The sequence below is a fragment of the Actinomycetospora flava genome (genome assembly GCF_037400335.1).
Lineage (GTDB): Bacteria > Actinomycetota > Actinomycetes > Mycobacteriales > Pseudonocardiaceae > Actinomycetospora > Actinomycetospora flava.
In genome coordinates, this window is sequence record NZ_JBBEGM010000018.1 from 16,828 (window position 1) to 41,884 (window position 25,057).

The 25,057-nt window shown below is 72.9% G+C and carries 27 protein-coding genes; 22 read left to right on the top strand and 5 right to left on the bottom strand.

Annotated elements, in window-relative coordinates; translation table 11 throughout:
* The first annotated feature begins 52 nt into the window (after positions 1–52).
* The 13 genes from glyA to WCD58_RS30050 all read left to right on the top strand — a co-directional run bounded on the left by glyA (position 53) and on the right by WCD58_RS30050 (position 11,177).
* Entirely contained in the window at positions 53–1,339 is a 1,287-nt protein-coding gene (gene glyA, locus WCD58_RS29995; protein ID WP_337706795.1) for a serine hydroxymethyltransferase, read from the top strand.
* Between the two features lie 161 nt (positions 1,340–1,500).
* A complete protein-coding gene (locus tag WCD58_RS30000; RefSeq protein WP_337706878.1) occupies positions 1,501–2,634 on the top strand; it encodes a glycosyltransferase family 4 protein in 1,134 nt (377 codons plus the stop codon).
* Positions 2,635–2,663: 29 nt separating this feature from the next.
* On the top strand, positions 2,664–3,149 hold the full coding sequence (locus WCD58_RS30005) for a Cg1360 family ATP-synthase-associated protein (protein WP_337706796.1): 486 nt from the start codon (positions 2,664–2,666) through the stop codon (positions 3,147–3,149).
* 87 nt (positions 3,150–3,236) lie between these two features.
* The gene (locus WCD58_RS33805) at positions 3,237–3,536 is read left to right on the top strand and encodes an AtpZ/AtpI family protein (RefSeq protein ID WP_373696309.1); all 300 of its coding nucleotides are present in this window, start codon (positions 3,237–3,239) and stop codon (positions 3,534–3,536) included.
* Positions 3,533–4,363, top strand: coding sequence for a F0F1 ATP synthase subunit A (gene atpB, locus WCD58_RS30010; protein WP_337706797.1), 831 nt, complete (start codon positions 3,533–3,535; stop codon positions 4,361–4,363). The genes WCD58_RS33805 and atpB overlap by 4 nt, the downstream gene beginning before the upstream one ends.
* An 87-nt stretch (positions 4,364–4,450) precedes the next feature.
* Entirely contained in the window at positions 4,451–4,657 is a 207-nt protein-coding gene (atpE, locus tag WCD58_RS30015) for an ATP synthase F0 subunit C (protein ID WP_116706531.1), read from the top strand.
* 39 nt (positions 4,658–4,696) lie between these two features.
* A complete protein-coding gene (gene atpF, locus WCD58_RS30020) occupies positions 4,697–5,302 on the top strand; it encodes a F0F1 ATP synthase subunit B (RefSeq protein ID WP_337706798.1) in 606 nt (201 codons plus the stop codon).
* Entirely contained in the window at positions 5,299–6,144 is an 846-nt protein-coding gene (locus WCD58_RS30025) for a F0F1 ATP synthase subunit delta (RefSeq protein WP_337706799.1), read from the top strand. The genes atpF and WCD58_RS30025 overlap by 4 nt, the downstream gene beginning before the upstream one ends.
* 43 nt (positions 6,145–6,187) lie before the next feature.
* Complete coding sequence (atpA, locus tag WCD58_RS30030; protein WP_337706800.1) at positions 6,188–7,834, top strand: F0F1 ATP synthase subunit alpha; 1,647 nt, start codon at positions 6,188–6,190, stop codon at positions 7,832–7,834.
* 5 nt (positions 7,835–7,839) lie between these two features.
* A complete protein-coding gene (locus WCD58_RS30035; protein ID WP_337706801.1) occupies positions 7,840–8,853 on the top strand; it encodes a F0F1 ATP synthase subunit gamma in 1,014 nt (337 codons plus the stop codon).
* 11 nt (positions 8,854–8,864) lie between these two features.
* Positions 8,865–10,316 (top strand): F0F1 ATP synthase subunit beta, encoded by a 1,452-nt coding sequence (gene atpD, locus WCD58_RS30040; protein ID WP_337706802.1) that lies wholly within the window; start codon positions 8,865–8,867, stop codon positions 10,314–10,316.
* On the top strand, positions 10,316–10,714 hold the full coding sequence (locus WCD58_RS30045; protein ID WP_337706803.1) for a F0F1 ATP synthase subunit epsilon: 399 nt from the start codon (positions 10,316–10,318) through the stop codon (positions 10,712–10,714). Before atpD ends, WCD58_RS30045 begins: the two co-directional genes overlap by 1 nt.
* A gap of 31 nt (positions 10,715–10,745) precedes the next feature.
* Complete coding sequence (locus WCD58_RS30050) at positions 10,746–11,177, top strand: DUF2550 domain-containing protein (protein WP_337706804.1); 432 nt, start codon at positions 10,746–10,748, stop codon at positions 11,175–11,177.
* A 4-nt stretch (positions 11,178–11,181) separates the two neighbouring features.
* Here the strand turns inward: WCD58_RS30050 and WCD58_RS30055 are convergent, their stop codons facing one another.
* The gene (locus WCD58_RS30055; protein WP_337706805.1) at positions 11,182–11,661 is read right to left on the bottom strand and encodes a hypothetical protein; all 480 of its coding nucleotides are present in this window, start codon (positions 11,659–11,661) and stop codon (positions 11,182–11,184) included.
* Positions 11,662–12,158: 497 nt separating this feature from the next.
* Positions 12,159–12,914 carry a FadR/GntR family transcriptional regulator gene (locus tag WCD58_RS30060; RefSeq protein ID WP_337706806.1) on the bottom strand — a complete coding sequence of 252 codons (756 nt, stop codon included), beginning with the start codon at positions 12,912–12,914 and terminating at the stop codon, positions 12,159–12,161.
* 65 nt (positions 12,915–12,979) lie between these two features.
* On the opposite strand from WCD58_RS30060, the gene WCD58_RS30065 reads away from it, so the two are divergent.
* Genes WCD58_RS30065 through rutA form a run of 8 tightly spaced genes read left to right on the top strand, consistent with a single transcriptional unit; the run spans position 12,980 to position 21,011 of the window.
* Complete coding sequence (locus WCD58_RS30065) at positions 12,980–13,507, top strand: MaoC family dehydratase (protein ID WP_337706807.1); 528 nt, start codon at positions 12,980–12,982, stop codon at positions 13,505–13,507.
* A complete protein-coding gene (locus WCD58_RS30070) occupies positions 13,504–14,712 on the top strand; it encodes a CaiB/BaiF CoA transferase family protein (RefSeq protein WP_337706808.1) in 1,209 nt (402 codons plus the stop codon). The genes WCD58_RS30065 and WCD58_RS30070 overlap by 4 nt, the downstream gene beginning before the upstream one ends.
* A complete protein-coding gene (locus tag WCD58_RS30075) occupies positions 14,712–15,875 on the top strand; it encodes an acyl-CoA dehydrogenase family protein (RefSeq protein WP_337706809.1) in 1,164 nt (387 codons plus the stop codon). Before WCD58_RS30070 ends, WCD58_RS30075 begins: the two co-directional genes overlap by 1 nt.
* Positions 15,872–16,066, top strand: coding sequence for a hypothetical protein (locus tag WCD58_RS30080; protein ID WP_337706810.1), 195 nt, complete (start codon positions 15,872–15,874; stop codon positions 16,064–16,066). Before WCD58_RS30075 ends, WCD58_RS30080 begins: the two co-directional genes overlap by 4 nt.
* Positions 16,063–17,442, top strand: a complete 1,380-nt coding sequence (locus tag WCD58_RS30085) for an amidase (protein WP_337706811.1) — start codon at positions 16,063–16,065, stop codon at positions 17,440–17,442. The genes WCD58_RS30080 and WCD58_RS30085 overlap by 4 nt, the downstream gene beginning before the upstream one ends.
* A 53-nt stretch (positions 17,443–17,495) precedes the next feature.
* On the top strand, positions 17,496–18,896 hold the full coding sequence (locus WCD58_RS30090) for an MmgE/PrpD family protein (protein WP_337706812.1): 1,401 nt from the start codon (positions 17,496–17,498) through the stop codon (positions 18,894–18,896).
* 1 nt (position 18,897) lies between these two features.
* Positions 18,898–19,935, top strand: coding sequence for an LLM class flavin-dependent oxidoreductase (locus tag WCD58_RS30095; RefSeq protein ID WP_337706813.1), 1,038 nt, complete (start codon positions 18,898–18,900; stop codon positions 19,933–19,935).
* A 23-nt stretch (positions 19,936–19,958) separates the two neighbouring features.
* Positions 19,959–21,011 (top strand): pyrimidine utilization protein A, encoded by a 1,053-nt coding sequence (gene rutA, locus WCD58_RS30100; RefSeq protein WP_337706814.1) that lies wholly within the window; start codon positions 19,959–19,961, stop codon positions 21,009–21,011.
* Positions 21,012–21,176: 165 nt separating this feature from the next.
* Here rutA and WCD58_RS30105 read toward each other — a convergent pair whose 3' ends face one another.
* Both WCD58_RS30105 and WCD58_RS30110 read right to left on the bottom strand, forming a co-directional pair.
* Positions 21,177–21,695, bottom strand: coding sequence for a hypothetical protein (locus WCD58_RS30105; protein ID WP_337706815.1), 519 nt, complete (start codon positions 21,693–21,695; stop codon positions 21,177–21,179).
* Between the two features lie 89 nt (positions 21,696–21,784).
* Complete coding sequence (locus tag WCD58_RS30110; RefSeq protein ID WP_337706816.1) at positions 21,785–23,080, bottom strand: D-arabinono-1,4-lactone oxidase; 1,296 nt, start codon at positions 23,078–23,080, stop codon at positions 21,785–21,787.
* A gap of 50 nt (positions 23,081–23,130) precedes the next feature.
* On the opposite strand from WCD58_RS30110, the gene WCD58_RS30115 reads away from it, so the two are divergent.
* Complete coding sequence (locus WCD58_RS30115; RefSeq protein ID WP_373696311.1) at positions 23,131–24,312, top strand: alanine racemase; 1,182 nt, start codon at positions 23,131–23,133, stop codon at positions 24,310–24,312.
* On the opposite strand, the gene WCD58_RS30120 is transcribed toward WCD58_RS30115, so the two are convergent.
* The gene (locus WCD58_RS30120; RefSeq protein WP_337706818.1) at positions 24,309–25,046 is read right to left on the bottom strand and encodes a glycoside hydrolase family 16 protein; all 738 of its coding nucleotides are present in this window, start codon (positions 25,044–25,046) and stop codon (positions 24,309–24,311) included. The genes WCD58_RS30115 and WCD58_RS30120 overlap by 4 nt on opposite strands.
* Positions 25,047–25,057 lie beyond the last annotated feature (11 nt).

Below are 25,057 nucleotides of genomic sequence, written 5' to 3' on the forward strand. Positions count from 1 at the left end.
GTGTACCACCAGGGCCGCGCGAGGCCGTGATGCGCCGGTAACGTGGGTCGACATGGCAGCCGACTCGCAGCACTTCTGGGGCCCGGACTACGACGCACTCAAGGCCGTCGATCCCGAGATCGCCCAGGTCGTCGACGACGAGCTCACCCGGCTGCGCGGAGGACTCCAGCTCATCGCGAGCGAGAACCTCACCAGCCCGGCCGTGCTCGCCGCGCTCGGCTCGACGCTGTCCAACAAGTACGCCGAGGGCTACCCGGGCCGGCGCTACTACGGCGGCTGCGAGGTCGTCGACCGCGCCGAGCTCATCGGCATCGACCGCGCCAAGGCCCTCTTCGGCGCCGAGCACGCCAACCTCCAGCCGCACTCGGGCGCGAACGCCAACCTCGCGGTGTACGCGGCGTTCTGCCAGCCCGGCGACAAGGTGCTGGCCATGAGCCTGCCGCACGGTGGGCACCTCACCCACGGTGCGAAGGTCAGCTTCTCGGGCAAGTGGTTCGAGCCGGTGCCCTACACCGTCCGCGAGGACGACGGGCTCATCGACTACGACCAGGTGCGCGACCTCGCGCTCGAGCACCGCCCGAAGATGATCGTCGCCGGGGCCACCGCCTACCCGCGCCTCATCGACTTCGCGAGGTTCCGCGAGATCGCCGACGAGGTCGGCGCGATCCTCTGGGTCGACGCCGCCCACTTCATCGGCCTGGTCGCCGGCCAGGCGATCCCCAGCCCGGTGCCCTACGCCGACGTCGTCACGTTCACGACGCACAAGGTCCTGCGCGGTCCCCGCGGCGGCATGCTCGTGTCGAAGGCCGAGCACGCGAAGGCCCTGGACAAGGCCGTGTTCCCGTTCCTGCAGGGCGGGCCGCTGATGCACGCGGTGGCCGCGAAGGCGACCGCGCTCGCCGAGGCCGCCACCGAGGACTACCAGCGCTACGCGCGCCAGGTCATCGCCAACGCGCAGGCGCTCACCTCGGGTCTCGAGACCCAGGGGATGCGCGCGATCTCGGGCGGCACCGACACCCACCTCGCGCTGCTCGACCTGCAGCCTCTCGGGGTGACGGGCAAGGAGGCCGAGGCCCGCAGCGGGCTCGCCGGCATCACGCTCAACAAGAACGCGATCCCGTACGACCCGCAGCCGCCGATGACCGCGTCGGGCATCCGCGTCGGCTCGCCGTCGATCACCACGCAGGGCATGACCGAGGCCGAGATGGGTGACGTCGCCCGCCTCATCGCCACCGCGGTCACCGCCGACGAGAGCACCGACGTCGGCCAGAAGACGCTCGCCGACGTGCGCGAGGAGGTCGGCACGCTGGTGTCGCGCTTCCCGGCGTACGCCCGCTAGGCGCGGGAACGGCAGGACAGCGCGACGAAGGAGCGCTGTCGGGCCGTCTCCTCGTCGCCGGGAAGGCCCGAGCCGGCGACCGACACGGGTGGCCTGACGGAGCCCGGACGGACCCGGGGCTACCCTCGGGTTCCGTGGGCCCGTCAGCGGACTTCGCCCCCATGGGGCTACCGATCCGGGAGTACCTCCTGGTCGGGCTGTCCGCCGCGGTCGTCACCTACCTGCTGACCGGCCTGGTGCGCCGGGTCGCGCTGCGCATGGGCGCGATCGCGGTGCCCCGCGGGCGCGACGTGCACACGATCCCGATCCCGCGCCTCGGCGGCGTCGGCATCTACCTCGGCGTCGTCGGGGGCGTGTTCGTCGCCTCGCAGCTGCCGGTGCTGCGCCGCGCGTTCGACTACTCGAACGAGACCGTCGCCGTGCTCGTCGCCGGCGGCGTGATCGTGCTGGTCGGCGTGCTCGACGACCGCTTCGGCCTCGACGCCCTGACGAAGCTCGCCGGCCAGGCCACGGCCGCCGGCGTGCTCGTGCTCATGGGCGTGCAGTGGACCGCGGTCTACCTGCCCTGGGGCGGCACGGGCGGGAGCACCGGGTCGGTGCTGCTGCTCGGCCAGGACCAGGGCGTGCTCATCACGGTGTTCCTCTGCGTCCTGCTGATCAACGCGATGAACTTCGTCGACGGCCTCGACGGGCTCGCCGCCGGCATCGGCACGATCGCGGCCACCGCCACCTGCGCGTTCGCCCTCGGCCTGCTCGGCCAGCAGAACGGCGACGTCAACGCCTACCCGCCCGCGCTCATCGCCGCCGTGCTGGCCGGGGCGCTGGCCGGGTTCCTGCCGCACAACTTCCAGCCCGCGCGCCTGTTCATGGGCGACTCGGGCTCGATGTTCATCGGCCTGACGCTCGCGGCCGCCGTCACCACGGCGTCGGGACGCACCAACTACTCGACCACCGGCGCCACCGGGGCGCTCGCGCTGGTCACGCCGCTGATCGTGGTGGCCGCGGTGGTCTTCGTGCCGCTGCTCGACCTGCTGCTCGCCGTGATCCGACGGACCCGCGCGGGCACCAGCCCCTTCGCGCCGGACAAGATGCACCTGCACCACCGGCTGCTCGAGATCGGCCACTCCCAGCGCCGCGCCGTGCTCCTCATCTACCTGTGGGCGGGCGTGCTGGCGTTCGGGGCCGTGGCCCTCGCGCTGGTCGACAACGCGTTCCTCGTGGTGTGGATGGTGACCGCGGGGGTGCTCGTCGCCGTCCTGGCCTCCGCCGTCCCGCGCCTGCGCTCCCGCGCCTGACCCGGCGCTCCCCGAGAGGAAAGACCCCGATGACCAGCCCCGAGTCGCCCGAACCCACGCCGCAGACGCCATCGTCGTCGTCGGGAGCCACCCCCCACGCCACCCCCGCCACGACCGCCCAGGTCCTCGAGGCGAGCACGGCGATGCTGCGCGGCGGCCTGTGGCCCGCCGCGATCGTGGCCGTGCTCGCCGCCGTGGTCGCCGGTCTGCTCGCCGGGGTCACGGGCGTCGTCGCGGCGATCGTCGGCGCGGTCGTCGTCATCGCCGTCTGCTCGCTCGGGCCGCTCGTCATGCGCTGGACCGCGGCCGCCGACCCGATGGTCGTCATGGCCGCGGCGCTCGTGAGCATGATGGGCAAGCTCGGCCTGCTGCTCGTCGTCTTCCTGGTGCTGCAGGCGCTCGGCGTCGTCGACACCCGCATCGCCGCGCTCGCGCTCGGCCCGACGGCCATCGCCTTCATCGTCGGCGAGGTCATCGCCTTCGCGCGGCTCCGCACGCCCACGATCGCGGTGTGACCTGCGTCCCAGGGGCCTCCGACCTGCGTCAGAGCCTCCGACGGCCCGTAGTGGACTGCGACGAACGTGCTGATATGGTGCGCCTCGATGGCGCAGGACAGCCTCCGCGGAGATGCGGGTCGCACCCCTCCGCAGGGGTCCGACCACTCACCGTCCGAGGCATGGACGGTCCTCTCCCACCTCATCACCGGAATCCTGGTGTTCGGAGGGCTGGGATGGGTACTCGACGCCCTGCTCTCGACGCGGTGGTTCCTCCTCGTCGGTCTCCTGGCCGGTGGGGCGGCGTCCTTCGCGTTGATCTACATCCGATACCTTTACGTCCCCCCCGACCCCCCTCGACCCGGTGAACCCGCCGGCCCGGAGGACCGGAAGGAGCAGCACGGGTGATCTCGTCGTTGTTGACGCAGGTGCCGGCGCCGCCGGTCCCGCCCGGCACCCCGGCGGAGGGCTTCAAGGCGCCCGGTGTCGAGGACTTCAATCTCCCGCCGATCTTCGAGGGCATCCCGGTCCTCGAGTGGGTCGACAAGGTCTCGATCCAGTTCATCGTCGCCGCGCTGATCGTGTGGGGCTTTTTCGCGCTCGCGACGAAGGACCCGAAGGTGATCCCCGGGCGGCTGCAGTTCCTCGCGGAGAAGTTCCAGGGCATCGTCCGCGACCAGATCGCGCGCGACAACATCGGGCCCGATTTCCGCAAGTACGTGCCCTACCTGGTCGCGCTCTTCGCGTTCATCCTGGTGAACAACGTCTTCGGGATCCTGCCGTTCGTGCAGTTCCCGTCGTTCTCGCACCCGGGCATGGCCTACGCGCTCGCGGCCATCACGTGGCTGATCTACAACTACGTCGGCATCAAGAAGCAGGGCTTCGGCGGCTACGTCCAGCTCATGACGTGGCCTCCCGGCGTGCCGGGGTGGGTCCGGGTCATCCTGACCCCGATCGAGTTCCTCTCGAACTTCATCCTGCGGCCCGTCACGCTCTCCCTGCGGTTGTTCGGCAACATGCTCGCCGGCCACCTGCTGCTGCTGGTCTTCATCTTCGGCGGCGAGTACATGCTCACCGTCGCGGACGATCTCGTCCTCAACGTCCTGTCGCCGTTCGCGTTCCTCTTCGCGATCGTCATGACGTTCTTCGAGGCCTTCATCCAGGTGGTGCAGGCCTACATCTTCACCGTCCTCACGGCGTCGTACATCGGTGCGTCGCTGGCGGACGAGCACTAGACCACCACTGACGATCACCGGGTCGCCGAAACCACCGGCGCCATCGGACTCCCCGATCCCAGAACGAACACCGGAAAGGAACCCCTCATGGTTCAGGGCAGCCTCAACATGGTCGGCTACGGCCTCTCCGCCGTCGGCCCCGGTATCGGCGTCGGCATCGTCTTCGCGGCGTTCATCAACGGCGTGGCCCGCCAGCCCGAGGCCCGCGGCCAGCTGCAGACCATCGCGTTCATCGGCTTCGCCCTCTCCGAGGCGCTGGCCATCATCGGTCTGGTGCTCGCGTTCGCCATCTGATCCCCCTGACCGGTCGCCGGAGGGGCGGGAGGTGAACACATGAGTGCCATCGAGCTGCTGGCTGCCGAGCAGCCGGCGGGCGAGCCGTACGCCGCGTTCCCGCACGTCGCGGAGATCATCGTCGGCCTGATCGCCTTCTCGCTGCTCGTCTACGTGATCGGCAAGTTCGCGTGGCCGAACGTCGTGACCTCGCACGAGGACACGAAGAAGCAGATCGAGGGCGGGATCGCCAAGGCCGAGGCCATGGAGGCCGACGCCAAGGCGGAGCTCGCGCGCAGCCGGGAGCGGCTGGCCGGGGTCGACGACGAGACCGCGCGGATCCGGGACGACGCCCGGGCCGACGCGGAACGCATCGGGCAGGACATGGACGCGCGGGCGGCCGAGGAGGCCGAGCGCGTCCGCGCCCAGGGGCGGCAGTCCCTGGAGGCGTCGCGGTCCCGCGCGATCGCGGAGCTGCGCGCCCAGACCGGGCGCGAGTCGGTCGAGCTGTCCCGGCGGATCGTGGAGTCGGCGCTGTCCGATGACGCGAGCCGCGGCGCCAGCGTCGACCGCTTCCTCGACGAGCTCGAGGCCATGGGCGGGGCCGGTTCGTCGGCGAACGACCCGGACCAGAGCGTCATCAGCGGGAACGGAGCGCAGTCATGACGGCCTCCAGCGGCCTGCTGGCCGACTTCCACGCCGCGAGCCGCGACGCGCTCGAGTCGACGCGCCGCCGCCTCGGCGAGGCGACCGCGCAGGCGTCGGCGGGCGACCTGGGCACGGTGGCCGACCAGCTCGACGCGGTCGCCGACCTGCTGCGCCGCGAGGCGGTGCTGCGGCGCACGCTGGCCGACTCGTCGCGCTCCGCGGACGACCGCGAGGGCCTGGTGGACCGCGTGGTCGGCCAGCAGGTCACCTCGGCGACCGCCGACGTCGTGCGCACCGCGGTGTCGTCGTCGTGGTCGCGCCCCGACGACCTGGTCGACGGCCTGCGCATCGTCGCCCGCGAGGCCCTGCTGGCCTCCGCCGAGAAGGACGGGCGCCTCGACGCCGTCGAGGACGAGCTGTTCCGCCTCGGGCGCATCGTCGCCGCACAGCCCGACCTCGAGCGTCTGCTCGCCGACCCGTCGGCCGACGCCGACGGCAAGCAGCAGGTGCTCGACCGGCTCCTCGCCGACAAGGCCGAGCCCACCACGCGCAAGCTCGTCGCCCAGCTCGTGGCCCACCCCGTGGGCGGCGGGATCGCCCAGGGCCTCGAGCGTCTGGCCGAGGTCGCCGCCGAGCGCCGGGAGCGGTCGGTCGCGACCGTGCGCTCCCCGATCGCCCTGTCCGACCAGCAACAACGACGACTGGCCGACGCCCTCACGCGCATCTACCGTCGGGACATCACCCTGCACCTCGAGGTCGACCCCGGACTGGTCGGTGGTCTCGTGATCCAGGTGGGGGACGAGGTCATCGACGGCAGCGTGGCCGGCCGGCTCGACGAACTGAGCCGCCGGCTCGGCTGAGCCCCCAGCACGTGACCCCTAACGACTAGCGAGAGCGGAAGCCATGGCCGAGTTGACCATCACCTCCGACGAGGTCCGTAGCGCGATCGAGGACTACGTGTCCTCGTACTCCGCGGACTCGACCCGTCAGGAAGTCGGCATCGTCACCTCGACGGGTGACGGCATCGCGTACGTCGAGGGTCTGCCCTCGACGATGACGAACGAGCTCCTCGAGTTCCCCGGAGGCGTGCTGGGCCTGGCCCAGAACCTCGAGGAGCGCGAGATCGGCGTCGTCATCCTCGGTGAGTACGAGACCATCGAGGAGGGGCAGCAGGTCACGCGCACCGGTCGCGTGCTCTCGGTGCCGGTCGGCGACGGCTTCATGGGCCGGGTCGTCGACCCGCTCGGCCAGCCGCTCGACGGGCTCGGCGAGATCGAGTCCGAGGGCGAGCGCGAGATGGAGCTGCAGGCGGCCTCCGTCGTGCAGCGCAAGGAGGTCAAGCAGCCGCTGCAGACCGGGATCAAGGCCATCGACGCCATGACCCCGATCGGCCGCGGCCAGCGCCAGCTGATCATCGGTGACCGCAAGACCGGCAAGACCGCGGTCTGCACGGACACGATCATCAACCAGCGCGAGGCCTGGGAGACCGGCGACCCGGAGCAGCAGGTCCGCTGCGTCTACGTCGCCGTCGGCCAGAAGGGCACCACGATCGCCGGCGTGCGCCAGGCGCTCGAGGACGCCGGCGCGATGGAGTACACGACCATCGTCGCGGCGCCCGCCTCCGACCCCGCGGGCTTCAAGTACATCGCCCCGTACGCCGGCTCCGCGATCGCGCAGCACTGGATGTACCAGGGCAAGCACACCCTGATCGTCTTCGACGACCTGTCGAAGCAGGCCGAGGCCTACCGCGCGATCTCGCTGCTGCTGCGCCGCCCGCCGGGCCGCGAGGCCTACCCGGGCGACGTCTTCTACCTGCACTCGCGGCTGCTCGAGCGCTGCGCGAAGCTCTCCGACGACCTCGGCGCGGGCTCGCTGACCGGGCTGCCGATCGTCGAGACCAAGGGCGGCGACATCGCGGCCTACATCCCGACGAACGTCATCTCGATCACCGACGGCCAGTGCTTCCTCGAGGCCGACCTGTTCAACCAGGGCCAGCGGCCCGCGCTGAACGTCGGGAACTCCGTGTCGCGCGTCGGTGGCTCGGCGCAGGTCAAGGCCATGCGCTCGGTCGCCGGCCGCCTGCGCGTCGACCTGGCGCAGTACCGCGAGCTCGAGTCGTTCGCGGCCTTCGGCTCCGACCTCGACGCCACCAGCCAGGCGCAGCTCGACCGCGGCGCCCGCCTCATGGAGCTGCTCAAGCAGGGCCAGGGCGAGCCGTACCCGGTCGAGGAGGAGGTCGTGAGCATCTTCCTCGGCACCCGTGGCCACCTCGACTCGGTGCCCGTCGAGGACGTCGCCCGCTTCGAGACCGAGTTCCTCGAGCACGTCCGTCGCGACGGCGGCGTCCTGTCCTCGATCCGCGAGTCGGGGCAGCTGTCGGACGAGGACGAGGAGCGCCTGACCAAGGCCGTCTCCGACTTCAAGGAGCAGTTCTCGACCGGCGAGGGCGAGGGCGTCACCGACGACGGCGGCAGCGGCGAGCTGTTCGGCGAGAACCAGTCCGGCACCGACTCCGACGAGGGCCCCTCCGACGAGAGCTCGGAGAGCTAGCGCCGATGGCTGCATCCCTCCGCGTCCTGCGACGGCGCATCCGTTCGACCAAGAACATCGCCCAGATCACCAAGGCGATGGAGATGGTCGCGGCCTCGCGCATCGCGAAGGCGCAGGCCCGCGTCCACGCGGCGCGCCCGTACTCCGACGAGTTCACCCACGTCCTGACCACGGCCGCCAAGGCCGGGGCCAGCGACCACCCGCTGCTCGTGGCCCGCGAGGAGCCGAGCCGCGCGGGTGTCCTCGTCGTCACCAGCGACCGCGGCCTGTGCGGCGGCTACAACGCGAACGTGCTGCGCGAGACCGAGCGGGTCATGCGCGAGCTGTCCGACGCCGGCAAGCAGACCTCGCTGTTCGTCATCGGCGGCAAGGGCGTCGCGTACTTCCGGTTCCGCAACCGGGAGATGTCCGGGCAGTGGACGGGCTTCTCCGAGGTGCCGGACTACCCGAACGCGGCCCAGGCCGCGGACACCATGACGGCCACCTTCCTCGCCGGCGGCGACGAGACGGTGCAGCGGCCCTCCGACGAGGACGGGCAGTCGGAGGAGGGCGGGTCCTCCCGCTCGACCTCGTTCGTGCCGCCGGAGGACGCCGAGGGCCTGGCCGGCGTGGATGAGCTGCACGTGGTGTTCACCGCGTTCAACTCGGTCGCGAGCCAGACCGTCACCTCCCGGCAGATCGCGCCGCTGGAGCTCGAGGAGGACTCCTCGGACTCCGACGAGCAGTCCTCGGACTCCTCGGACTCCTCGGAGCGCGAGGCCGAGTACGAGTTCGAGCCGGAGCCGGAGGTCCTCTTCGACCGGCTCATGCCCAAGTACCTCCGCGCGCGGGTGTTCGCGGCGCTGCTCGACGCCGCGGCGTCCGAGTCGGCGGCCCGGCAGCGCGCCATGAAGGCCGCGACCGACAACGCCAACGACCTGGTCGACAACCTGACCCGCGAGGCGAACCAGGCGCGCCAGGCCCAGATCACGCAGGAGATCAGCGAGATCGTTGGCGGCGCCAACGCCCTCGCCGAATAGGGGAGCTGACGATGACCCAGTCCACCGCCACGGCCGCGGGCACCGAGCAGGGCTCGCCCAGTGCCTCCGGCCGCATCACCCGCATCCTCGGGCCCGTCGTCGACGTGGAGTTCCCGCGCGGCGAGGTGCCCGACCTGTTCACCGCCCTGAACATCGACGTGACGCTCTCGGGCGTCACGAAGAAGCTGACGCTCGAGGTCGCCCAGCACCTCGGTGACGGCCAGGTGCGCACGATCTCCATGCAGCCCACCGACGGTGCGGTGCGTGGCCAGGACGTGACCAGCACCGGCGGCCCGATCTCGGTGCCGGTCGGCGACGTCGTCAAGGGCCACCTGTTCAACACCCTCGGCGACTGCCTCGACGAGCCGGGCTACGCCTCGGACGCCGAGCGCTGGGGCATCCACCGCGACCCGCCGCCGTTCGAGCAGCTCGAGGGCAAGACCTCGGTGCTCTGGACCGGCCTCAAGGTCGTCGACCTGCTCACCCCGTACGTCGAGGGCGGCAAGATCGGCCTGTTCGGCGGCGCCGGCGTCGGCAAGACGGTGCTCATCCAGGAGATGATCCAGCGCATCGCCCGCAACTTCGGCGGCACCTCGGTGTTCGCCGGGGTGGGCGAGCGGACCCGTGAGGGCAACGACCTCTGGGTGGAGCTCGGCGAGGCGGACGTCCTCAAGGACACCGCGCTGGTCTTCGGTCAGATGGACGAGCCGCCGGGCACCCGCATGCGCGTCGCGCTCTCCGCGCTGACCATGGCGGAGTACTTCCGCGACGTGCAGGAGCAGGACGTGCTCCTGTTCATCGACAACATCTTCCGGTTCACGCAGGCCGGCCAGGAGGTCTCGACGCTGCTGGGCCGCATGCCCTCGGCGGTGGGCTACCAGCCGACCCTGGCCGACGAGATGGGCGAGCTGCAGGAGCGGATCACGTCGACCCGCGGCCGCTCGATCACCTCGATGCAGGCGATCTACGTGCCCGCCGACGACTACACCGACCCGGCGCCGGCCACCACGTTCGCCCACCTCGACGCGACCACGGAGCTCTCCCGCGGCGTGTTCGCCAAGGGCATCTTCCCGGCCGTGGACCCGCTGACCTCGACGTCGACGATCCTCGACGCCCAGTACGTCGGCGAGGACCACTACCGGGTGGCGCGCGAGGTCATCCGCATCCTGCAGCGCTACAACGACCTGCAGGACATCATCGCCATCCTCGGCATCGACGAGCTCTCCGAGGAGGACCGCCTCACCGTCGCCCGCGCGCGCCGGATCGAGCGCTTCCTCGGCCAGAACATGTACGCCGCCGAGCAGTTCACCGGCGAGCCGGGCTCGTTCGTCGACGTCAAGGACACCGTCGAGGCCTTCGACAAGATCTGCAAGGGCGAGTACGACAACGCGCCCGAGCAGGCGTTCGCGATGAGCGGCGGTCTCGACGACGTCGAGGCGAACATCAAGAAGTACCAGTCCTGATGGCCGAGATGGAGGTCGCCATCGTCGGCGTCGAGAAGCGGCTGTGGTCGGGCCAGGCGAGCTTCGTCTCGGCCCGCACGGTCGAGGGCGACATCGGTCTGCTGCCCGGGCACCAGCCGATGATCGCCGCGCTCGACGAGGCCGGCGTGGTGCGCATCGACCCGACCGACGGCGAGTCGTTCCACGCCGCCGTCTTCGGCGGGTTCCTCTCGGTCACCGCGGAGTCGGTGACGGTCCTGGCCGAGCTCGCCGAGCTGGCCTCCGAGATCGACGTCGCCGCGGCGCGCGACGAGCTGCAGCGCGCCGAGGGCGGCGGCGACGACACGGACGACACGGCGGCGGCCGCGGCGCGGGCACGGGCCCGCCTGCGCGCCGCCGGCGAGAACCCGGGCCACTGAGGGAGCGCGGGCAGCACCGGTGGGAGTCACGATGATCGCCGAGCTGGCGGCCATCGTGGTGCTCGCGGTGCTGCTCGTCCTCCTGTTCCTGCTGCTGCGCCGCATCCGGCTGCTGCGCAAGGGCGGCGTGGACGTGGCCCTGCGCGAGAAGCGTGCCGCCGACGACCTGGGCGGCTGGCGCTCCGGTCTCGGGCGCTACCGCGGCGACGAGTTCCGCTGGTACCGGATCAGTGGGCTGCGCTCCGGACCCAACGTGGTGCTCGACCGCACCCGCCTCGAGATCGTCGACCGCCGCGCCCCCGTGGCCGGCGAGATGCACCCCCCGGGCTCCACGGTGCTGTCGTGCCGCGAGGGCGGGCGGGAGTGGGAGCTCGCGATCAACGCCGACGCGCTCACCGGCTTCTCGTCGTGGCTGGAGTCGACACCGCCCGGGCGGTCGACGGGGTACCGGCAGGCGAGCTGACCGCTCACGCCCGGGCAGCCTCGACGGCCTGCGCCAGGGCGTCGCGGAAGCGCTGCACGTCGGGGTCGATGGCGATCGGGAGCTGGTAGGTCGCCCGCTTCGCGCCCCCGAGAGGCCTGCTCGTCAGCGGGATGGACTTCGCGGGCATGGCGAGGCGCGCCGTCACGGCCTTCTCGGAGCCCTTGTCGGTCGCGATCTCGACCTGGTCGAGGCGGTGGAAGCGCACGCGCGCGCCGGGGTCGGTGTCGGCGTCGTCGCTCTGCCGGTGGGCGACGATCAGCAGCTCCGGGGTCAGGAGCATCTCCACGACGAACCGCTGCGACGTGGGACCGCCGCGCGACTCCCGGTTCATCGTCTCCTCCTCGGTACGCAGACCGTGGGTGACGGCGGCCAGGGGGTCGGCGAGCCCCCGCGCCCGCCCCTGCCCGCGCACGAACTCCGCGGTCGACGCCGGCAGATCGCCGACGGCGATGGCGTGAGACATCAGGTTGCGCGCACCCACACCGGTCACCGTTGCCGGGGCACTCCGTCGCGGTCAAGCGAGCGATGCGGCATCGCCGGCGATCCAATACTGCACGCCGATAGGGCCAGGATCGCCACAGCCTCGATGCGCGACACGCCGGGCTCGGCGTGGTGCGGGGTGCTTCAGCGTGGCGGCCACGCTGGCGTTGGACGTCAGGAAAGGCGCCACGATCACCGGGTCGGGAGGGCTCCCCGGGTGTCGGGCGCGGTGATCGCTCCAGGTGCTCCGTCGACCCGATGCCATCGGGTGCGCGGAGCAGTCGGAGCGATCATGGTCCGGTCAGCGCACGGGTGCCGGCCGCTCGCGAGTGGCGCAACGCGCAGGCGCAGGAGAGTGTCGATCATGCGTAGCGCGCCGGTCGCGACCCCGTCGCGCGCCGCCCCCGTGATCACGAGCGACGTCATGCACCCCCGGCGCCCCGCGACGTGGACAGCGTCGCCCCTGATCTCCGCCGGCGGTCAGGCCCAGAATCCGTCGCGTTCGTAGAGCCGGCGCAGTTCGACGATGTGGTCGCGCATGGCCTCCTCGGCCTCCGACGCGCGGCCCTCGGCGATGTGCTCGGCGATCTCGCGGTGGCAGGCGTCGACCTTGTCCCACTCGCGCGCCTCGACGCCCGCGCGGCGCAGGCGCGTGCGCAGGACGTCGTTCACCGGCTGGCCCATGAGCGTGAGCATGAGGTTGCCGGTGGCCATGAGCAGCGTGGTGTGGAAGTCGAGGTGGCCGACGAAGCCGCTGGGGTCGCGGTCGTCGCGCGGGGCGGCCGCGGCGGTGCGGACGGCCTCGACGGTCTCGGCGTCGGCGCGCTGCGCGGCGAGGCGGGCCGCCGCGGGCTCGAGCAGCAGGCGTGCCTCGAGGAGGTCGCTGACGTGCAGTTGCGGCGTCATGACGAGCACGCCGAGCGCGCTGCCGACGTCCTCGACGACGCGCGCGGGGTCGGGCTCGCTGACGAACGTGCCGCCCTGGACGCCGCGGTGGGTCTCGACGAGGTGCTGGCTGGAGAGCACGCGCAGCGCCTCGCGCGCGGTGCTGCGGCTGACCCCGAACGCCCGGCCCAGCTCGCCCTCGTTGGGCAGCCGGGTGCCCGCGGGCAGGGCGCCGGCGAGGATCTGGGTGCGCAGCTCGTCGGCCACCTGCCGGTAGGCGGGGCGGACACGCTGCACCCGGAGATGGGCGACGGGTGCCGACGTGCCGGAGGCGGGCGGCTGCGGGGGCACGCCGCTGAGCGTAGACCGTCGCCGACGCTTGTGGGCAATACGTCAGACGTTTAGCGTCCCGTCCCATGGCGGTGGTGGCGGGGTGGCAGGGACGCTTCTTCGAGGACTTCGTGGTCGGTGACGTCTACCAGCACCCGCTGGGGCGCACGATCACCGAGACCGACAACACCTGGTTCACGTTGCTGACGATGAACACGAACCAGGCGCACTTCAACGCGCAGGTGGGCGCCGACTCGGAGTTCGGTCGCATGATCGTCGCGTCGCCGCTGACGATCTCCATCGTGCTCGGGCAGTCCGTGTCGGACACCAGCCAGAACGCGTTCGCCAACCTCGGCATCGACGAGCTGCGGCTGAGCAACCCGGTCTTCGCCGGCGACACGCTCTGGTCGGAGTCGCTGGTGCTCGAGACGCGGACGTCGAAGAGCCGCCCGGACGCCGGGATCGTCCGCGTGCGCAGCCGCGGGCTCAACCAGGACGGCGTCGAGGTGCTGACGTTCAAGCGCGCCTTCTACGTCCACCGCCGCGACGCCCCGCGCGCCGCCTCCCACTTCCCGCAGGCCGCCACCCCGCTGTCCCTGGAGAACGAGCAGTGAGGCCCCTCGAGGACATCCGGATCATCTCCCTCGAGCAGTACGGGGCGGGGCCGTTCGGCTCGATGCACCTCGCCGAGCTGGGCGCCGAGGTCGTCAAGATCGAGGACCCGACCTCGGGCGGCGACGTCGGGCGCCACGTCCCGCCGTACGCCCAGGACGGCGACTCGCTGTTCTTCGAGTCGTTCAACAAGAACAAGTCCTCGGTGCTGCTCGACATCCGCACGCCGGCCGGTCGCGAGGTGTTCCACGACCTCGTGCGCTCGGCCGACGCCGTGTACTCGAACCTGCGCGGCGACGTCCCGGCCAAGCTGGGCATCCGCTACGAGGACCTCAAGGACGTCAACCCGCGCATCGTCTGCTGCTCGCTGACCGGCTTCGGCATGACCGGACCACGCGCGAAGGAGCCCGGCTACGACTACGTCCTGCAGGCGCTCGGCGGGTGGATGTCGCTGACCGGCGAGCCCGGCGGCGCGCCGCAGAAGGCGGGCCTGTCGCTGGTCGACTACAGCGGCGGGTTCGTCGCGGCGATCTCGCTGCTCGCCGGCATCCACGCCGCGCGTCGCGACGGCGTCGGCACCGACTGCGACCTGTCGCTCTACGACACCGCGGTCAGCCTCCTGACCTACCCGGCGACCTGGCACCTCACCGAGGGCTACCAGCCGGCGCGCACCCACCACTCCGCGCATCCGTCGCTCGTGCCGTTCCAGGCGTTCGAGGCCGCCGACGGCTGGCTGGTCGTGGGGTGCGCGAAGGAGAAGTTCTGGCAGCGGCTCACGGTCGTGCTCGAGACCCCGGACCTCGCCACCGACCCCCGCTTCGCGACGTTCCGCGACCGCGACCGGTACCGCGACGTCCTCGTCCCGCTGCTCGAGGAGCTGTTCCGCGCCCGCGACGTCGCCACCTGGATCGCCGCGATGACGGCCGCGGGCATCCCGTGCGCGCCCATCCACGACGTCGGCGAGGCCCTCACCGACGAGCACACCGCGGCCCGCGAACTCATCGCCGAGACCGAGCACCCGCACTGGGGCACCGTCCGCTCGCTGCGCTCGCCGGTGCGCGTGGGCCCGCCCGGCGACGACACCCGGCCCGCCCGCGGCGGCCCGGCGATGGGCGAGCATACCGAGACCGTGCTGCGCGGGATCGGCTACGACGACGAGCGCCTGGCCGCGTTGCGCGCCGCCGGGGCGTTCGGGAAGGACTCCTGATGGACTTCACCCTCAACGACGAGCAGCGGCTCTTCCGCGAGACGCTGCGGTCGTTCGTCGACCGCGAGATCGTGCCGGTCGCGCGCGACTGGGAGCACGAGGGCCGCTATCCGACCGAGATCGTGACGGGCATGCGCGAGCTCGGCCTGTTCGGGCTCGCGGTCCCCGAGGAGTACGGCGGGCTCGCCGCCGACACCGTCTCGTTCGCGCTGACCTTCGAGGAGATCTCGCGCGGCTGGATGGGCATCGCCGGCATCCTCGGCAGCCACTCGGTGTCCTGCTGGGTGATCGCGCGCCACGGCACCGAGGAGCAGAAGCAGCGCTACCTGCCCGAGCTCGCCACGGGGGAGCGGCGCACCGCGATCGCGCTCACCGAGCCGGGCGCGGGCACCGACCTGCAGAGCATCACGACGACCGCGAAGAAGGACGGGGACGACTACATCGTCCGCGGTACCAAGATGTGGATCACGAACGCCCGGCACGCCGACCCGCTGCCCGTGCTCGTGAAGACCGACCCGGGCGCGTCGCCGGCGCATCGGGGCATGAGCATGCTGCTGGTCGAGGCCGGCTCGCCCGGGCTCGAGATCACCAAGGACATGGGCAAGCTCGGCTACAAGGGCACCGAGTCCTGCGAGGTGGTGCTCGACGACGTCCGCGTGCCGGCCTCGCAGCTCCTCGGCGGCGTCGAGGGGCGCGGGCTGCAGCAGGCGCTCTCGTCGCTCGAGACCGGGCGGATCAACATCGCCGCGCGCTCGGTCGGGATCGCCCAGCGCGCCTACGAGGAGTCCCTGGCCTACGCCCGCGAGCGCAGCGCGTTCGGGCAGCCCATCGGCGACTTCCAGGCGGTCCAGCTGCGCCTGTCCGGCATCGCGGTCAGGCTGCAGGCGGCGCGGCTGATGACCTACTGGGCGGCCTCGCGGATGGACGCGGGCGTGCGGATGGACACCGAGTCGGGCATGGCGAAGATCTTTGCGTCGGACGCGGCACTGGAGTGCGCCACCGACGCCATGCGCATCCACGGCGGCTACGGCTACTCGACGGAGTTCGAGGTCGAGCGCCTGTACCGCGACGCCCCGCTCATGTCGATCGGCGAGGGCACGAACGACATGCTCGGCACGGTCGTCGCGCGCTCGCTGCTGGCGGGGAAGGCGACCATCGGGTGAGCGTCCCCCCGTCGGAACAGCTGGCCGCCCTCGCCGCCCGCCTCGGCTACACCGTCGACGACGAGGTCGTGGCCGCGCTGAGGGCAGCGGTCGAGGCGTCCGAACCCGCCGTCGCCCGCCTGCGCGCGCGCCCGCTCCCGTCCGACGGGGCCGCCGATCCGGCGCACGGCGACCTGTGGGTCCGCCCGTGACCGTCACCGATCTCCTCGACGCCTACGCCGCCGGGGACACCGACCCCGTCGAGGCCGTCGACGACGCCCTGACCCGGCTGAAGGCCGCGCACGAGGCGCTGAACTGCACCATCCGTAGCCTCGACGACCGCGCTCGCACGGCCGCGGCAGAGTCCGCGCGGCGCTGGGCCGACGGCACCGCGCGCCCGCTGGAGGGCGTGCCGTTCGGCGTCAAGGACGTCATCGACGTCGCCGGGGTGCCGACGACGCAGGGGTCGTGGAACCACGGCGACGCACCCGCGACGGCGTCGGCGACCGTGGTCCGGCGCCTCGAGGACGCCGGCGCGATCCCGGTCAGCAAGGACGGCACCACCGAGTTCGCCGTCGGCGGGCCGCACCCGCCGCGGTTCGGCGCGGTGCGCAACCCGTGGGACCCGGAGCGGTGGGCGGGCGGTTCCTCGACGGGGTCGGCGGCCGCGGTCGCGGCACGCGCGGTGCCGTTCGCGCTCGGCACCGACGTCGGCGGCTCGGTGCGCCTGCCGTCGGCGTGGTGCGGGCTCACCGGCCTCAAGCCCACGGCCGGCGCGATCCCGCGCACCGGGGTCTTCCCGCTGTCGTGGACCACCGAGACCGTCGGCCCGATCGCCCGCAGCGCCCGCGACGTCGCGACGCTGTTCGGCGTGCTGCGCGGTCCCGACGGCGCCGACCCGCGCAGCCTCGCCCTGCCGGACCTGCGGCTCCCCGAGCAGGACGACCTGCGAGGCCTGCGCATCGCCGTCCCCGGCGGCGCGTTCACCGAGCTCTGCGACGCCGCCGTGCAGGCGGGGGTCGACGGGCTGGTGAGCGAGCTCGTCGCCGCGGGTGCGGAGGTGGTGGCGGGGGAGGTGCCGTCGGCGGGGGACGCGCTGCCGATCGGTTACCAGATCGTGTTCACCGAGGCGGCGACGCTGCACCGCGTCGACGCCGACCGCTGGGACACCTACGACCCCGTCGTCGTGCGGCGGATCAGCCAGGGCATCGTCACGCCCGCCGTCGACTACCTGCGGGCGCTGCAGTTCCGCGTCGAGCTGCAGCGCGAGCTCGACGCGGTGTTCGCCCGCGCCGACCTGATCGTCGTGCCCACCTGTCCCTCGACGGCCCCGCGCCTGCCCGACGGGACCGTCGTCGTGGACGGCGAGGAGTACCCGCTCTACGCGGCGCAGTCGCGCTCGACGATGCTCGGCAACCTCACGGGCGCGCCCGGCCTCGCCGTGCCGACGGGCCTCGCCCCCGACGGCTGCCCGGTCTCCGCCCAGCTCGTCGCCGCGCCGCACCGCGAGGCGCTCGCGCTGTGGGCGGCGCGCGTGTTCCAGGAGCGGACCGAGCACCACCTCCAGGCGCCCCCTTTCCCGTCCTAAACGTCTGACGTATGGTCCTGTGAGGCCAGTCACCCCAGATCGAGGAGCGTCTGTTGTCGCTGGACAGCCCCACCCGCGCCACCACCGGCCAGGCCGGACGGGTCGCGGGGTTCGCCGCCGAGCTCGACGCCGCCGACATCCCCGACGAGGTCCTGGAACGCGCGCGGTACCTCGTGCTCGACGCGGTCGGGCTGGCGTTCGCGTCCACCGCGTACCGCTTCCCGGCCGTCGCGCGCGACGCGCTGGCGACGTTCGGCGGCGGCGAGCACCCGGTGCTGGGCATGCCCGACCGGCTCTCGCCGCGCGACGCGGCCGTGCTCAACGGCGTGCTCGTGCACGGCATGGACTTCGACGACACCCACATCCCCGCGGTCACCCACGTCTCGGCCGCCGCGCTGCCCGCGGCGATCTCGGCGGCCACCGTCGCCGGGGCCAGCACCCGCGACCTGCTCGCGGCCTACGTGCTCGGCGTCGAGGTGTCCGCGCGGGTCGGGCTGGGCGGCGCCGGCGGGTTCCACGACGTGGGCTTTCACCCGACCGCGGTGGCCGGCGCGTTCGGCGCCGCCGTGGCCGCCGGCAGGCTCTCCGGGCTGGACGCCGCCGGGATCGCGGCGGCGCAGGGCGTCGTCGGGTCGATGTCGGCGGGCCTGCTCGAGTTCCTCGAGGACGGCTCCTGGACCAAGCGCCTGCACCCGGGCTGGGCGGCGATGTCGGGCCTGACGGCCGCCGCGTTCGCGAAGGCGGGCTGGACCGGGCCCGCCGCGGTCTACGAGGGCCGCTTCGGGCTCTACAACACCCACCTCGCGGGGCGCGCGAGCCACCCGGAAGCGGTGTCCGAGGGCCTCGGCACGCAGTGGGAGCTGATGCGCACGGCGGTCAAGCCCTACCCGATCTGCCACTTCAACCACGCGTTCGCCGACGCCGCGCTGCTGCTGCGCGACGAGCACGCCATCGCGCCCGCCGACGTCCGCGCGATCCGCTGCGCCATCCACCCGGTGCCCGGCAAGGTCGTGTGCCAGCCGGCGGAGAACAAGTGGGCGCCGCGCGACGAGTACGACGCCAAGTTCAGCCTGCCGTTCGTGGTGTCCGCGGTCCTGTCGCGCGGGCGCTTCACCCTGGCCGAGCTGGAGGACGACGCCCTCGGCGACCCGGAGATCCTCGCGCTGGCCCGCCGCGTCGAGGTGACCGACGACGACGAGGGCCTGTTCCCCGACGCCTACTCGGGGCGCGTCGAGATCGAGCTCGCCGACGGCCGCGTCGTCGCCCACCGCGAGCAGGTCAACCGCGGCCACGACCGGCGCCCGCTGACCAACGCGGAGATCGCCGAGAAGTTCGCCGAGACCATCGGGCGCGTGGCCGACACCACCACCGCCGCACGGGTGCGCGACGCCGTGCTCGCCCTGGGCGACGACCGCCCCGCCGCCGACTTCGCCGAGGCCTGCCGTGGTGTCTGACGTGCGCGCCGGCGTCTTCCTCACCCACCAGCAGCCGCCCGGCCGCGACCCGCTGGTCGCCCTCGACGAGCAGCTCAGCCTGGTGCGCACGGCGCGCGACGCCGGCATGGACTCCGTCTTCGCCGGCCAGCACCACCTCGCCGAGTCGATGGCGCACATCCAGCCGCTGCCGTGGCTCGCGCGTGTGGCCGCCGAGGCCGGCGACATGGCCGTCGGCACCGGCATCCACCTGCTCGCCCTGCACAACCCGGTCGACACCGCCGAGGCCTACGCGGGCCTGGACGTCGTCGCCGGCGGCCGCTCGGTCTTCGGCATCGGCCTGGGCTACCGGCAGGTCGAGTACGACGCGTTCGGGATCCCGCCCGAGGACAAGGTCCGGCGGTTCACCGAGAACCTGCGCATCGTCGAGGGGCTGTGGCGGGGCGAGGCGGTCTCCGCCGACCTCCCGTGGTGCCGGCTCGACGGCGCCCGCGCCACGTTCCGGCCCGTCGCGCGGCCGGATGGGCGGACGCGGCCCCCGATCTGGATGGCGGCCAACTCCGACGGCGCGGTGCGGCGGGCGGGCCGCCTCGCCGACACGTGGATGATCAACCCGCACGCCACCCGGGCGACGATCGCCCGGCAGCTCGAGCTCTTCCACACCGAGCGCGCGGCCGCCGGCCGCGGTCCGCTGGAGGAGCTCCCGCTGATCCGCGAGGTGTTCTGCGCCCCGACCCGGGAGCAGGCCCTCGAGCTCGCCATGCCGTACCTGGCGAAGAAGTACGAGGTCTACGCCGACTGGGGCCAGGACCGTGTCATGCCCGGATCCGAGTCGTTCCGGGTCGGTTACGACGACCTCGCCCACGATCGTTTCGTGGTGGGGTCTCCGGAGGACTGCACCGCCGCTCTCCTCCCGTGGCGCGACGAGCTCGGCGTCGACCACTTCGTGTTCCGCACCGACTGGGCCGGCATGCCGGTCGAGGCGGCGCGGACGTCCCTCGACCTCCTCGCCCGCGAGGTGGTCCCGGCGCTGCGCGCGCTCCCTCTCCCCGTCTCCTGACCCCGCAGGAAGGTGGTCCCGAAGTGGACTTCGGCGTCTTCATCCCGATCGGCAACAACGGCTGGCTCATCTCCGAGAACTCCCCGCAGTACATGCCGACGTGGGACCTCAACCGCAACGTCGTGCAGGAGGCGGAGCGGCAGGGCTTCGCGTTCGCGCTGTCGATGATCAAACTCCGTGGCTTCGGCGGGAAGACGGAGTTCTGGGACCACAACCTCGAGTCGTTCACGCTGATGGCGGGCCTCGCGGCGGTCACCGAGCGGATCAAGCTCTACGCCTCGACCGCCGTGCTCACGCTGCCGCCCGCCCTGGTGGCCCGGATGGCGACGACCATCGACCAGATCGCGCCGGGACGCTTCGGCGTCAACATCGTGTCGGGCTGGGCCAAGGGCGAGTACGAGCAGATGGGGCTGTGGCCCGGTGACGAGTACTTCGGTTACCGCTACGACTACTCCACGGAGTACGTGAAGGTCCTGCGCGACCTCTGGGAGACCGGGCGCTGCGACCTCGACGGCCAGTTCTTCCAGATGGACGACTGCGTGCTCTCCCCGCGGCCGTCGGGCAAGGTCGACATCGTCTGCGCCGGGCAGTCGGAGCGCGGGATGCGCTTCTGCGCCGAGTACGGCGACTACAACTTCATCCTCTCGCCCGGGGTCAACAACCCCGAGGTCTACCGCCAGCCCACCGAGCGGCTCGCGTCGTTCGCCAAGGAGACCGGCCGCGACGTGAAGTCGCTGCCGCTGTTCATGGCGATCATGGCGGAGACCGACGAGGAGGCGCAGGCGAAGTGGCGCTCCTACAACGAGGGTGCCGACGCCGGCGCGCTCGGCTACATGAGCGACGAGGGCAGCGCCGACAAGACCGCCGACGGCGGGGGCACCGCGCGGACGATCAACCTTCCCGAGGGTGCGGTCAACTTCAACATGGCGACCCTCGTCGGCTCCTACGAGACGGTCGCGCGGCAGGTCGATGAGGTCGCGAAGATGCCCGGCGTCCAGGGGATGATGTTCACCTTCGACGACTTCGAGAAGGGCGTGCACGACTTCGGCACCAAGGTGAAGCCGCTGCTCGGCTGAGACCCCGGCGACGGACCCCGCGCCCCGCGCGGGGTCCGTCACCGGAGCCGGGAGACGCAGCGCAGCGGAGCTCGACCCTCGGAGCCGGGAGACGCAGCGCAGCGGAGCTCGACCCTCGGAGCCGGGAGACGCAGCGCAGCGGAGCTCGACCCTCGGACGCGGGGATCAGGCCCCGGCATCCCGCCGTGACCGCTCGGTGGCGGCGAGCAGGGCCTCGCGGAAGCGCGCGGCGTCCGGGCCGTCGCCGAGCGGGACCATGCGGCTCCCGCGGTGCGTGCCGCCCACGGGCGTGCTCGTCAGCGGCATCAGCCCGGCGGGCACGGCGAGCTTCGCGCCGGCCGCCCGGTCGAGCAGCTCGGAGGGCAGCGGGGAGAACTCCACCTGGTAGAGCCGGTGGAAGCTGACCTGGGCCGCCGGGTCCTCGGCGTCCGTGGTGCCGTCGCGGTAGGAGACGACGAGCAGGTCCGGGGTCAGCAGCATCTCGACGGTGCGGACCGACGTCCTCGCGCCGCCGAACAGCCGCTTCTTCGTCGTGGTCTCGTCGGTGCGCAGGGCGTGCGTCACCTCGACGAGCGGGTCGCGGAACAGCCCGCGCAGCGCCCCCTGCTCGCGGATGAAGGCGGCCGTCGCGGCCGGCAGCTGCCCGACCGCGATGGCCCGGGACGTGGTCGTTCGGTCGGCCATGGACGCGGAGCGTAGCCATAGTCGGCGCCAATGACTCTCTTTGTACCCCGTTCGGACGTATGAGGTGACGCGTTGTGCCTGCTTCGCGGCTAGGCGACCGGCCCGAGGATCCGGTCCAGGTACGCGTCGGCGAACAGGCCGCCGGGGTCGACGTCGCGGCGCACGCGGCGCACGTCCTCGAAGCGGGGATAGCGCCGCGCGAGGGCGTCGGCGTCGAGGTGGTGCTCCTTGCCCCAGTGCGGGCGCCCGCCCGCCGCGGCCGCGATCTCGCCGAACGCCGCGAAGTACTCCGCGCGGGGCGCGCCGACGTACTGGTGGATCGCGACGTAGGCGGTGTCGCGGCCGTGCGCGGTGGAGAGCCAGACGTCGTCGGCGGCGGCCACGCGGACCTCGACGGGGAAGAGCACCGGGTGCTCGAGGCGCGGGACCAGCGCGCGCAGCTCGTCGAGGACGCCGGGGAGCGCCGCCCGCGGCACCGCCCACTCCGACTCGACGAACCGCACCCGGCGCGTCGTCGCGAACACACGGTGGGAGCGGTCGCCGTACTGGCGCGCCGAGAGCACGCCCGACGCCAGCCGCCCGAGGGGGACCGCGGCCCGGGGGAACGCCCGCCCGACCCGGCACAGGGTCCCGAACGCCGCGTTCTCGACGACGTCGTACTCGAGGAACCGCCGCACCGGGTGCAGCGGCGCCGGCGGCTCGTCGACCCGCCGGTTGCGCTTCACCAGGGCCTGCGCGCCGTAGGGGAACCAGTAGAACTCGACGTGGTCGGCCTCGTCGAAGAGCGTGTCCAGGCCCGCGAGCACGTCGTCGAGCGGCTCCGGGCGCTCGCTGGCCCGCAGCGTGAAGGCGGGCACGCACCGCAGGGTCAGGTGGGTGACGACGCCCAGCGCGCCGAGCCCGACCCGGGCCGCCTCGAAGAGGTCCTCGCCTGCCGCGCAGTGCACGCGTGTGCCGTCGGCCAGCACCAGGTCGAGCGCGACGACCTGGGTCGCGAGGCCGCCGAGCCGGGCGCCGGTGCCGTGCGTGCCGGTGGCGACGGCGCCCGCGACGGTCTGGGCGTCGATGTCGCCGAGGTTCTCCAGGGCGAGCCCGTGCGCGTCGAGGGCGGCGTTGAGCGCGCGCAGGGTCGTGCCGGCGCGGACCCGCACCCGGCCGGTCGTCGTGTCGAGCGACTCGATCCCGGTCCAGTACCGCAGGTCGATCGCGTGGCCCTCGGTGGCCGCGAGCGGGGTGAACGAGTGGCCGCTGCCGCGCGGGCGCAGGTGCGATCCGCGGGCGGCGTGCACGGCCGCGACGACGTCGTCGACCGAGCGGGGGAGGTGCACGCGGGCCGGGGTCGCGGCGACGGTGCCGGACCAGTTCCGCCACGCACCGCGAGCCACGCGAGCACCGTAGCCTCCACCCCGTGATCGACACGTCGGGTCGAGCTCCGCTGCGCTCCGTCTCCCGTCGCTGGGAGCGCGCCACGGCCGACCGCGACCCGCCGTTCGCGATCGTCGACCTCGACGCCGTCGACGCCAACCTCGACGACCTGCTGGCCCGTGCCGACGGGGTGCCGATCCGCCTCGCCACCAAGTCGCTGCGGTGCCGCGCGCTCGTCGAGCGCGCGGTCGCGCGGCCCGGGGTCGCGGGGCTGATGTGCTACGCGCTGCGCGAGGCGCTGTGGCACGCGGGGCTCGGCACCAGCGACGACGTCCTCGTCGGCTACCCGACCGTCGACCGCGCGGCCCTGCGCGACCTCGCCGCCGACGAGCACGCCCGGCGGACGGTGACGCTCATGGTCGACTCGGTCGGGCACCTCGACCTGATCGACGACGTCCTCGGCGCCGGGCACCCCGGGATCCGCGTCTGCCTCGACCTCGACGCCGCCTGGCGCCCGCTGCCGCGGCTGCACATCGGGGCCCGCCGCTCGCCGGTCCGCACGCCGGCGCAGGCCGCGGCGCTGGCCCGCGCGATCGTCGGGCGCCCGGGCGTCCGACTGGTCGGGCTCATGGCCTACGAGGGCCAGATCGCCGGCGTGCCGGACGCGACCGGCGCGCGGCTGCGCGACGCGGCCGTGCGGTGGATGCAGCGGCGCTCGGCCGACGAGCTGGCCGGGCGCCGGGGCGCGGTGGTGCGCGCGGTGCGCGAGGTCGCCGACCTGGACTTCGTCAACGGCGGGGGCAGCGGCAGCGTGGAGACCACGCGCGCGGACCCGTCGGTCACCGAGATCGCCGCCGGCTCGGCGGTGGTCGGCGCCACGCTCTTCGACGGCTACACCCGCATGCACCCGCGTCCCGCGCTCGCCTACGCGCTGCCGGTGACGCGGCGTCCGGACGGGGGCCACGCCACCCTGGCCGGCGGGGGCTGGGTGGCCTCCGGCCCCGCGACCGCGTCCCGCCTGCCCACGCCGTTCGGTCCCGGTGACCTGGCGCTGACCGCCACCGAGGGGGCCGGTGAGGTACAGACGCCGGTGAGGGGCCGGCGTCTGCCGGCGCTCGGCGACCGGGTGTGGATGCGCCACGCCAAGGCCGGCGAGCTCGCCGAGCACGTCACCGAGTACCTCGGGATCCGGGGCGACGAGGTGGTGCTGGCGATGCCGACCTACCGCGGGGAGGGGAAGGCCTTCGGTTAGGGGCCGGTCACCCGGCGCACCACCAGCTCCGGGGTGTCGGCGGGGTCGTGGGCGGAGTGCTCGGGGAAGTCGAACACCGCGATCATGAGCTGCATCGGGTAGTCCGGCGCCTGGAACAGGACCCGCGTCGTGACCTCGTCGATCGTGAACTCGACGCCGCCGGGGCTGCGGCGGGCGGCGTAGCGGTGCCAGTCGGTGACGTCGAGGTCGCGGGGCTCGGCGACGAAGTCCTCGACGAGCCGGGGGTCGCGGAACGCCTTGATCCCGGAGCCGACGGACGCCCGCGCGCCCGCGACCGTGTCGCCGAAGACCTCCACCAGGCAGATCTCGCCGCAGCGCTCCGGGACGTCCTCGAGGCCGATGAGCCACGCCGAGAACATCGCCGACGGGCCGATCCGGGCGCGGCACTCGACCTCGACGGTGCCGTCGTCCGGCGTGAACCCGAGGACGGTGGGCTGCTCCTCGCGGACCAGCTGCCCCGGGCGGAACGGCTGCTGGCCGTCGGTGCTGCCGACGGGCCCGGAGCGGTTCCCCGACTGCACGCCCGACACCCGCAGCGCCGGCTCGTGGTCGTCGGCGCACCAGAGCGGCTGCTCCGGCGGGATCGTCAGGTGCAGGCCGTCGCCGTCGACCGTCCACGTGGCCGCGGCCTCGGCCCGCGAGCTCCAGGCCGGGAGGTAGGCGGGCGTCCACACCGCGGGGTCGAGCCCGCCGGTGAACCGCTCGTCGAACACGTCGGGCCTGC

Excerpts from the sequence above, each read along its gene's own strand:
- WCD58_RS30035 (WP_337706801.1), top strand. The coding sequence starts at position 7,840 with ATGGCTGCATCCCTCCGCGTCCTGCGACGGCGCATCCGTTCGACCAAG.
- glyA (WP_337706795.1), top strand. The coding sequence starts at position 53 with ATGGCAGCCGACTCGCAGCACTTCTGGGGCCCGGACTACGACGCACTC.
- WCD58_RS30025 (WP_337706799.1), top strand. The coding sequence starts at position 5,299 with ATGACGGCCTCCAGCGGCCTGCTGGCCGACTTCCACGCCGCGAGCCGC.
- WCD58_RS30045 (WP_337706803.1), top strand. The coding sequence starts at position 10,316 with ATGGCCGAGATGGAGGTCGCCATCGTCGGCGTCGAGAAGCGGCTGTGG.
- atpF (WP_337706798.1), top strand. The coding sequence starts at position 4,697 with ATGAGTGCCATCGAGCTGCTGGCTGCCGAGCAGCCGGCGGGCGAGCCG.
- WCD58_RS30075 (WP_337706809.1), top strand. The coding sequence starts at position 14,712 with ATGGACTTCACCCTCAACGACGAGCAGCGGCTCTTCCGCGAGACGCTG.
- atpE (WP_116706531.1), top strand. The coding sequence starts at position 4,451 with ATGGTTCAGGGCAGCCTCAACATGGTCGGCTACGGCCTCTCCGCCGTC.
- WCD58_RS30065 (WP_337706807.1), top strand. The coding sequence starts at position 12,980 with ATGGCGGTGGTGGCGGGGTGGCAGGGACGCTTCTTCGAGGACTTCGTG.
- WCD58_RS33805 (WP_373696309.1), top strand. The coding sequence starts at position 3,237 with ATGGCGCAGGACAGCCTCCGCGGAGATGCGGGTCGCACCCCTCCGCAG.
- WCD58_RS30050 (WP_337706804.1), top strand. The coding sequence starts at position 10,746 with ATGATCGCCGAGCTGGCGGCCATCGTGGTGCTCGCGGTGCTGCTCGTC.
- atpD (WP_337706802.1), top strand. The coding sequence starts at position 8,865 with ATGACCCAGTCCACCGCCACGGCCGCGGGCACCGAGCAGGGCTCGCCC.
- WCD58_RS30000 (WP_337706878.1), top strand. The coding sequence starts at position 1,501 with ATGGGGCTACCGATCCGGGAGTACCTCCTGGTCGGGCTGTCCGCCGCG.
- WCD58_RS30105 (WP_337706815.1), bottom strand. The coding sequence starts at position 21,695 with ATGGCCGACCGAACGACCACGTCCCGGGCCATCGCGGTCGGGCAGCTG.
- WCD58_RS30005 (WP_337706796.1), top strand. The coding sequence starts at position 2,664 with ATGACCAGCCCCGAGTCGCCCGAACCCACGCCGCAGACGCCATCGTCG.
- atpA (WP_337706800.1), top strand. The coding sequence starts at position 6,188 with ATGGCCGAGTTGACCATCACCTCCGACGAGGTCCGTAGCGCGATCGAG.
- WCD58_RS30055 (WP_337706805.1), bottom strand. The coding sequence starts at position 11,661 with ATGTCTCACGCCATCGCCGTCGGCGATCTGCCGGCGTCGACCGCGGAG.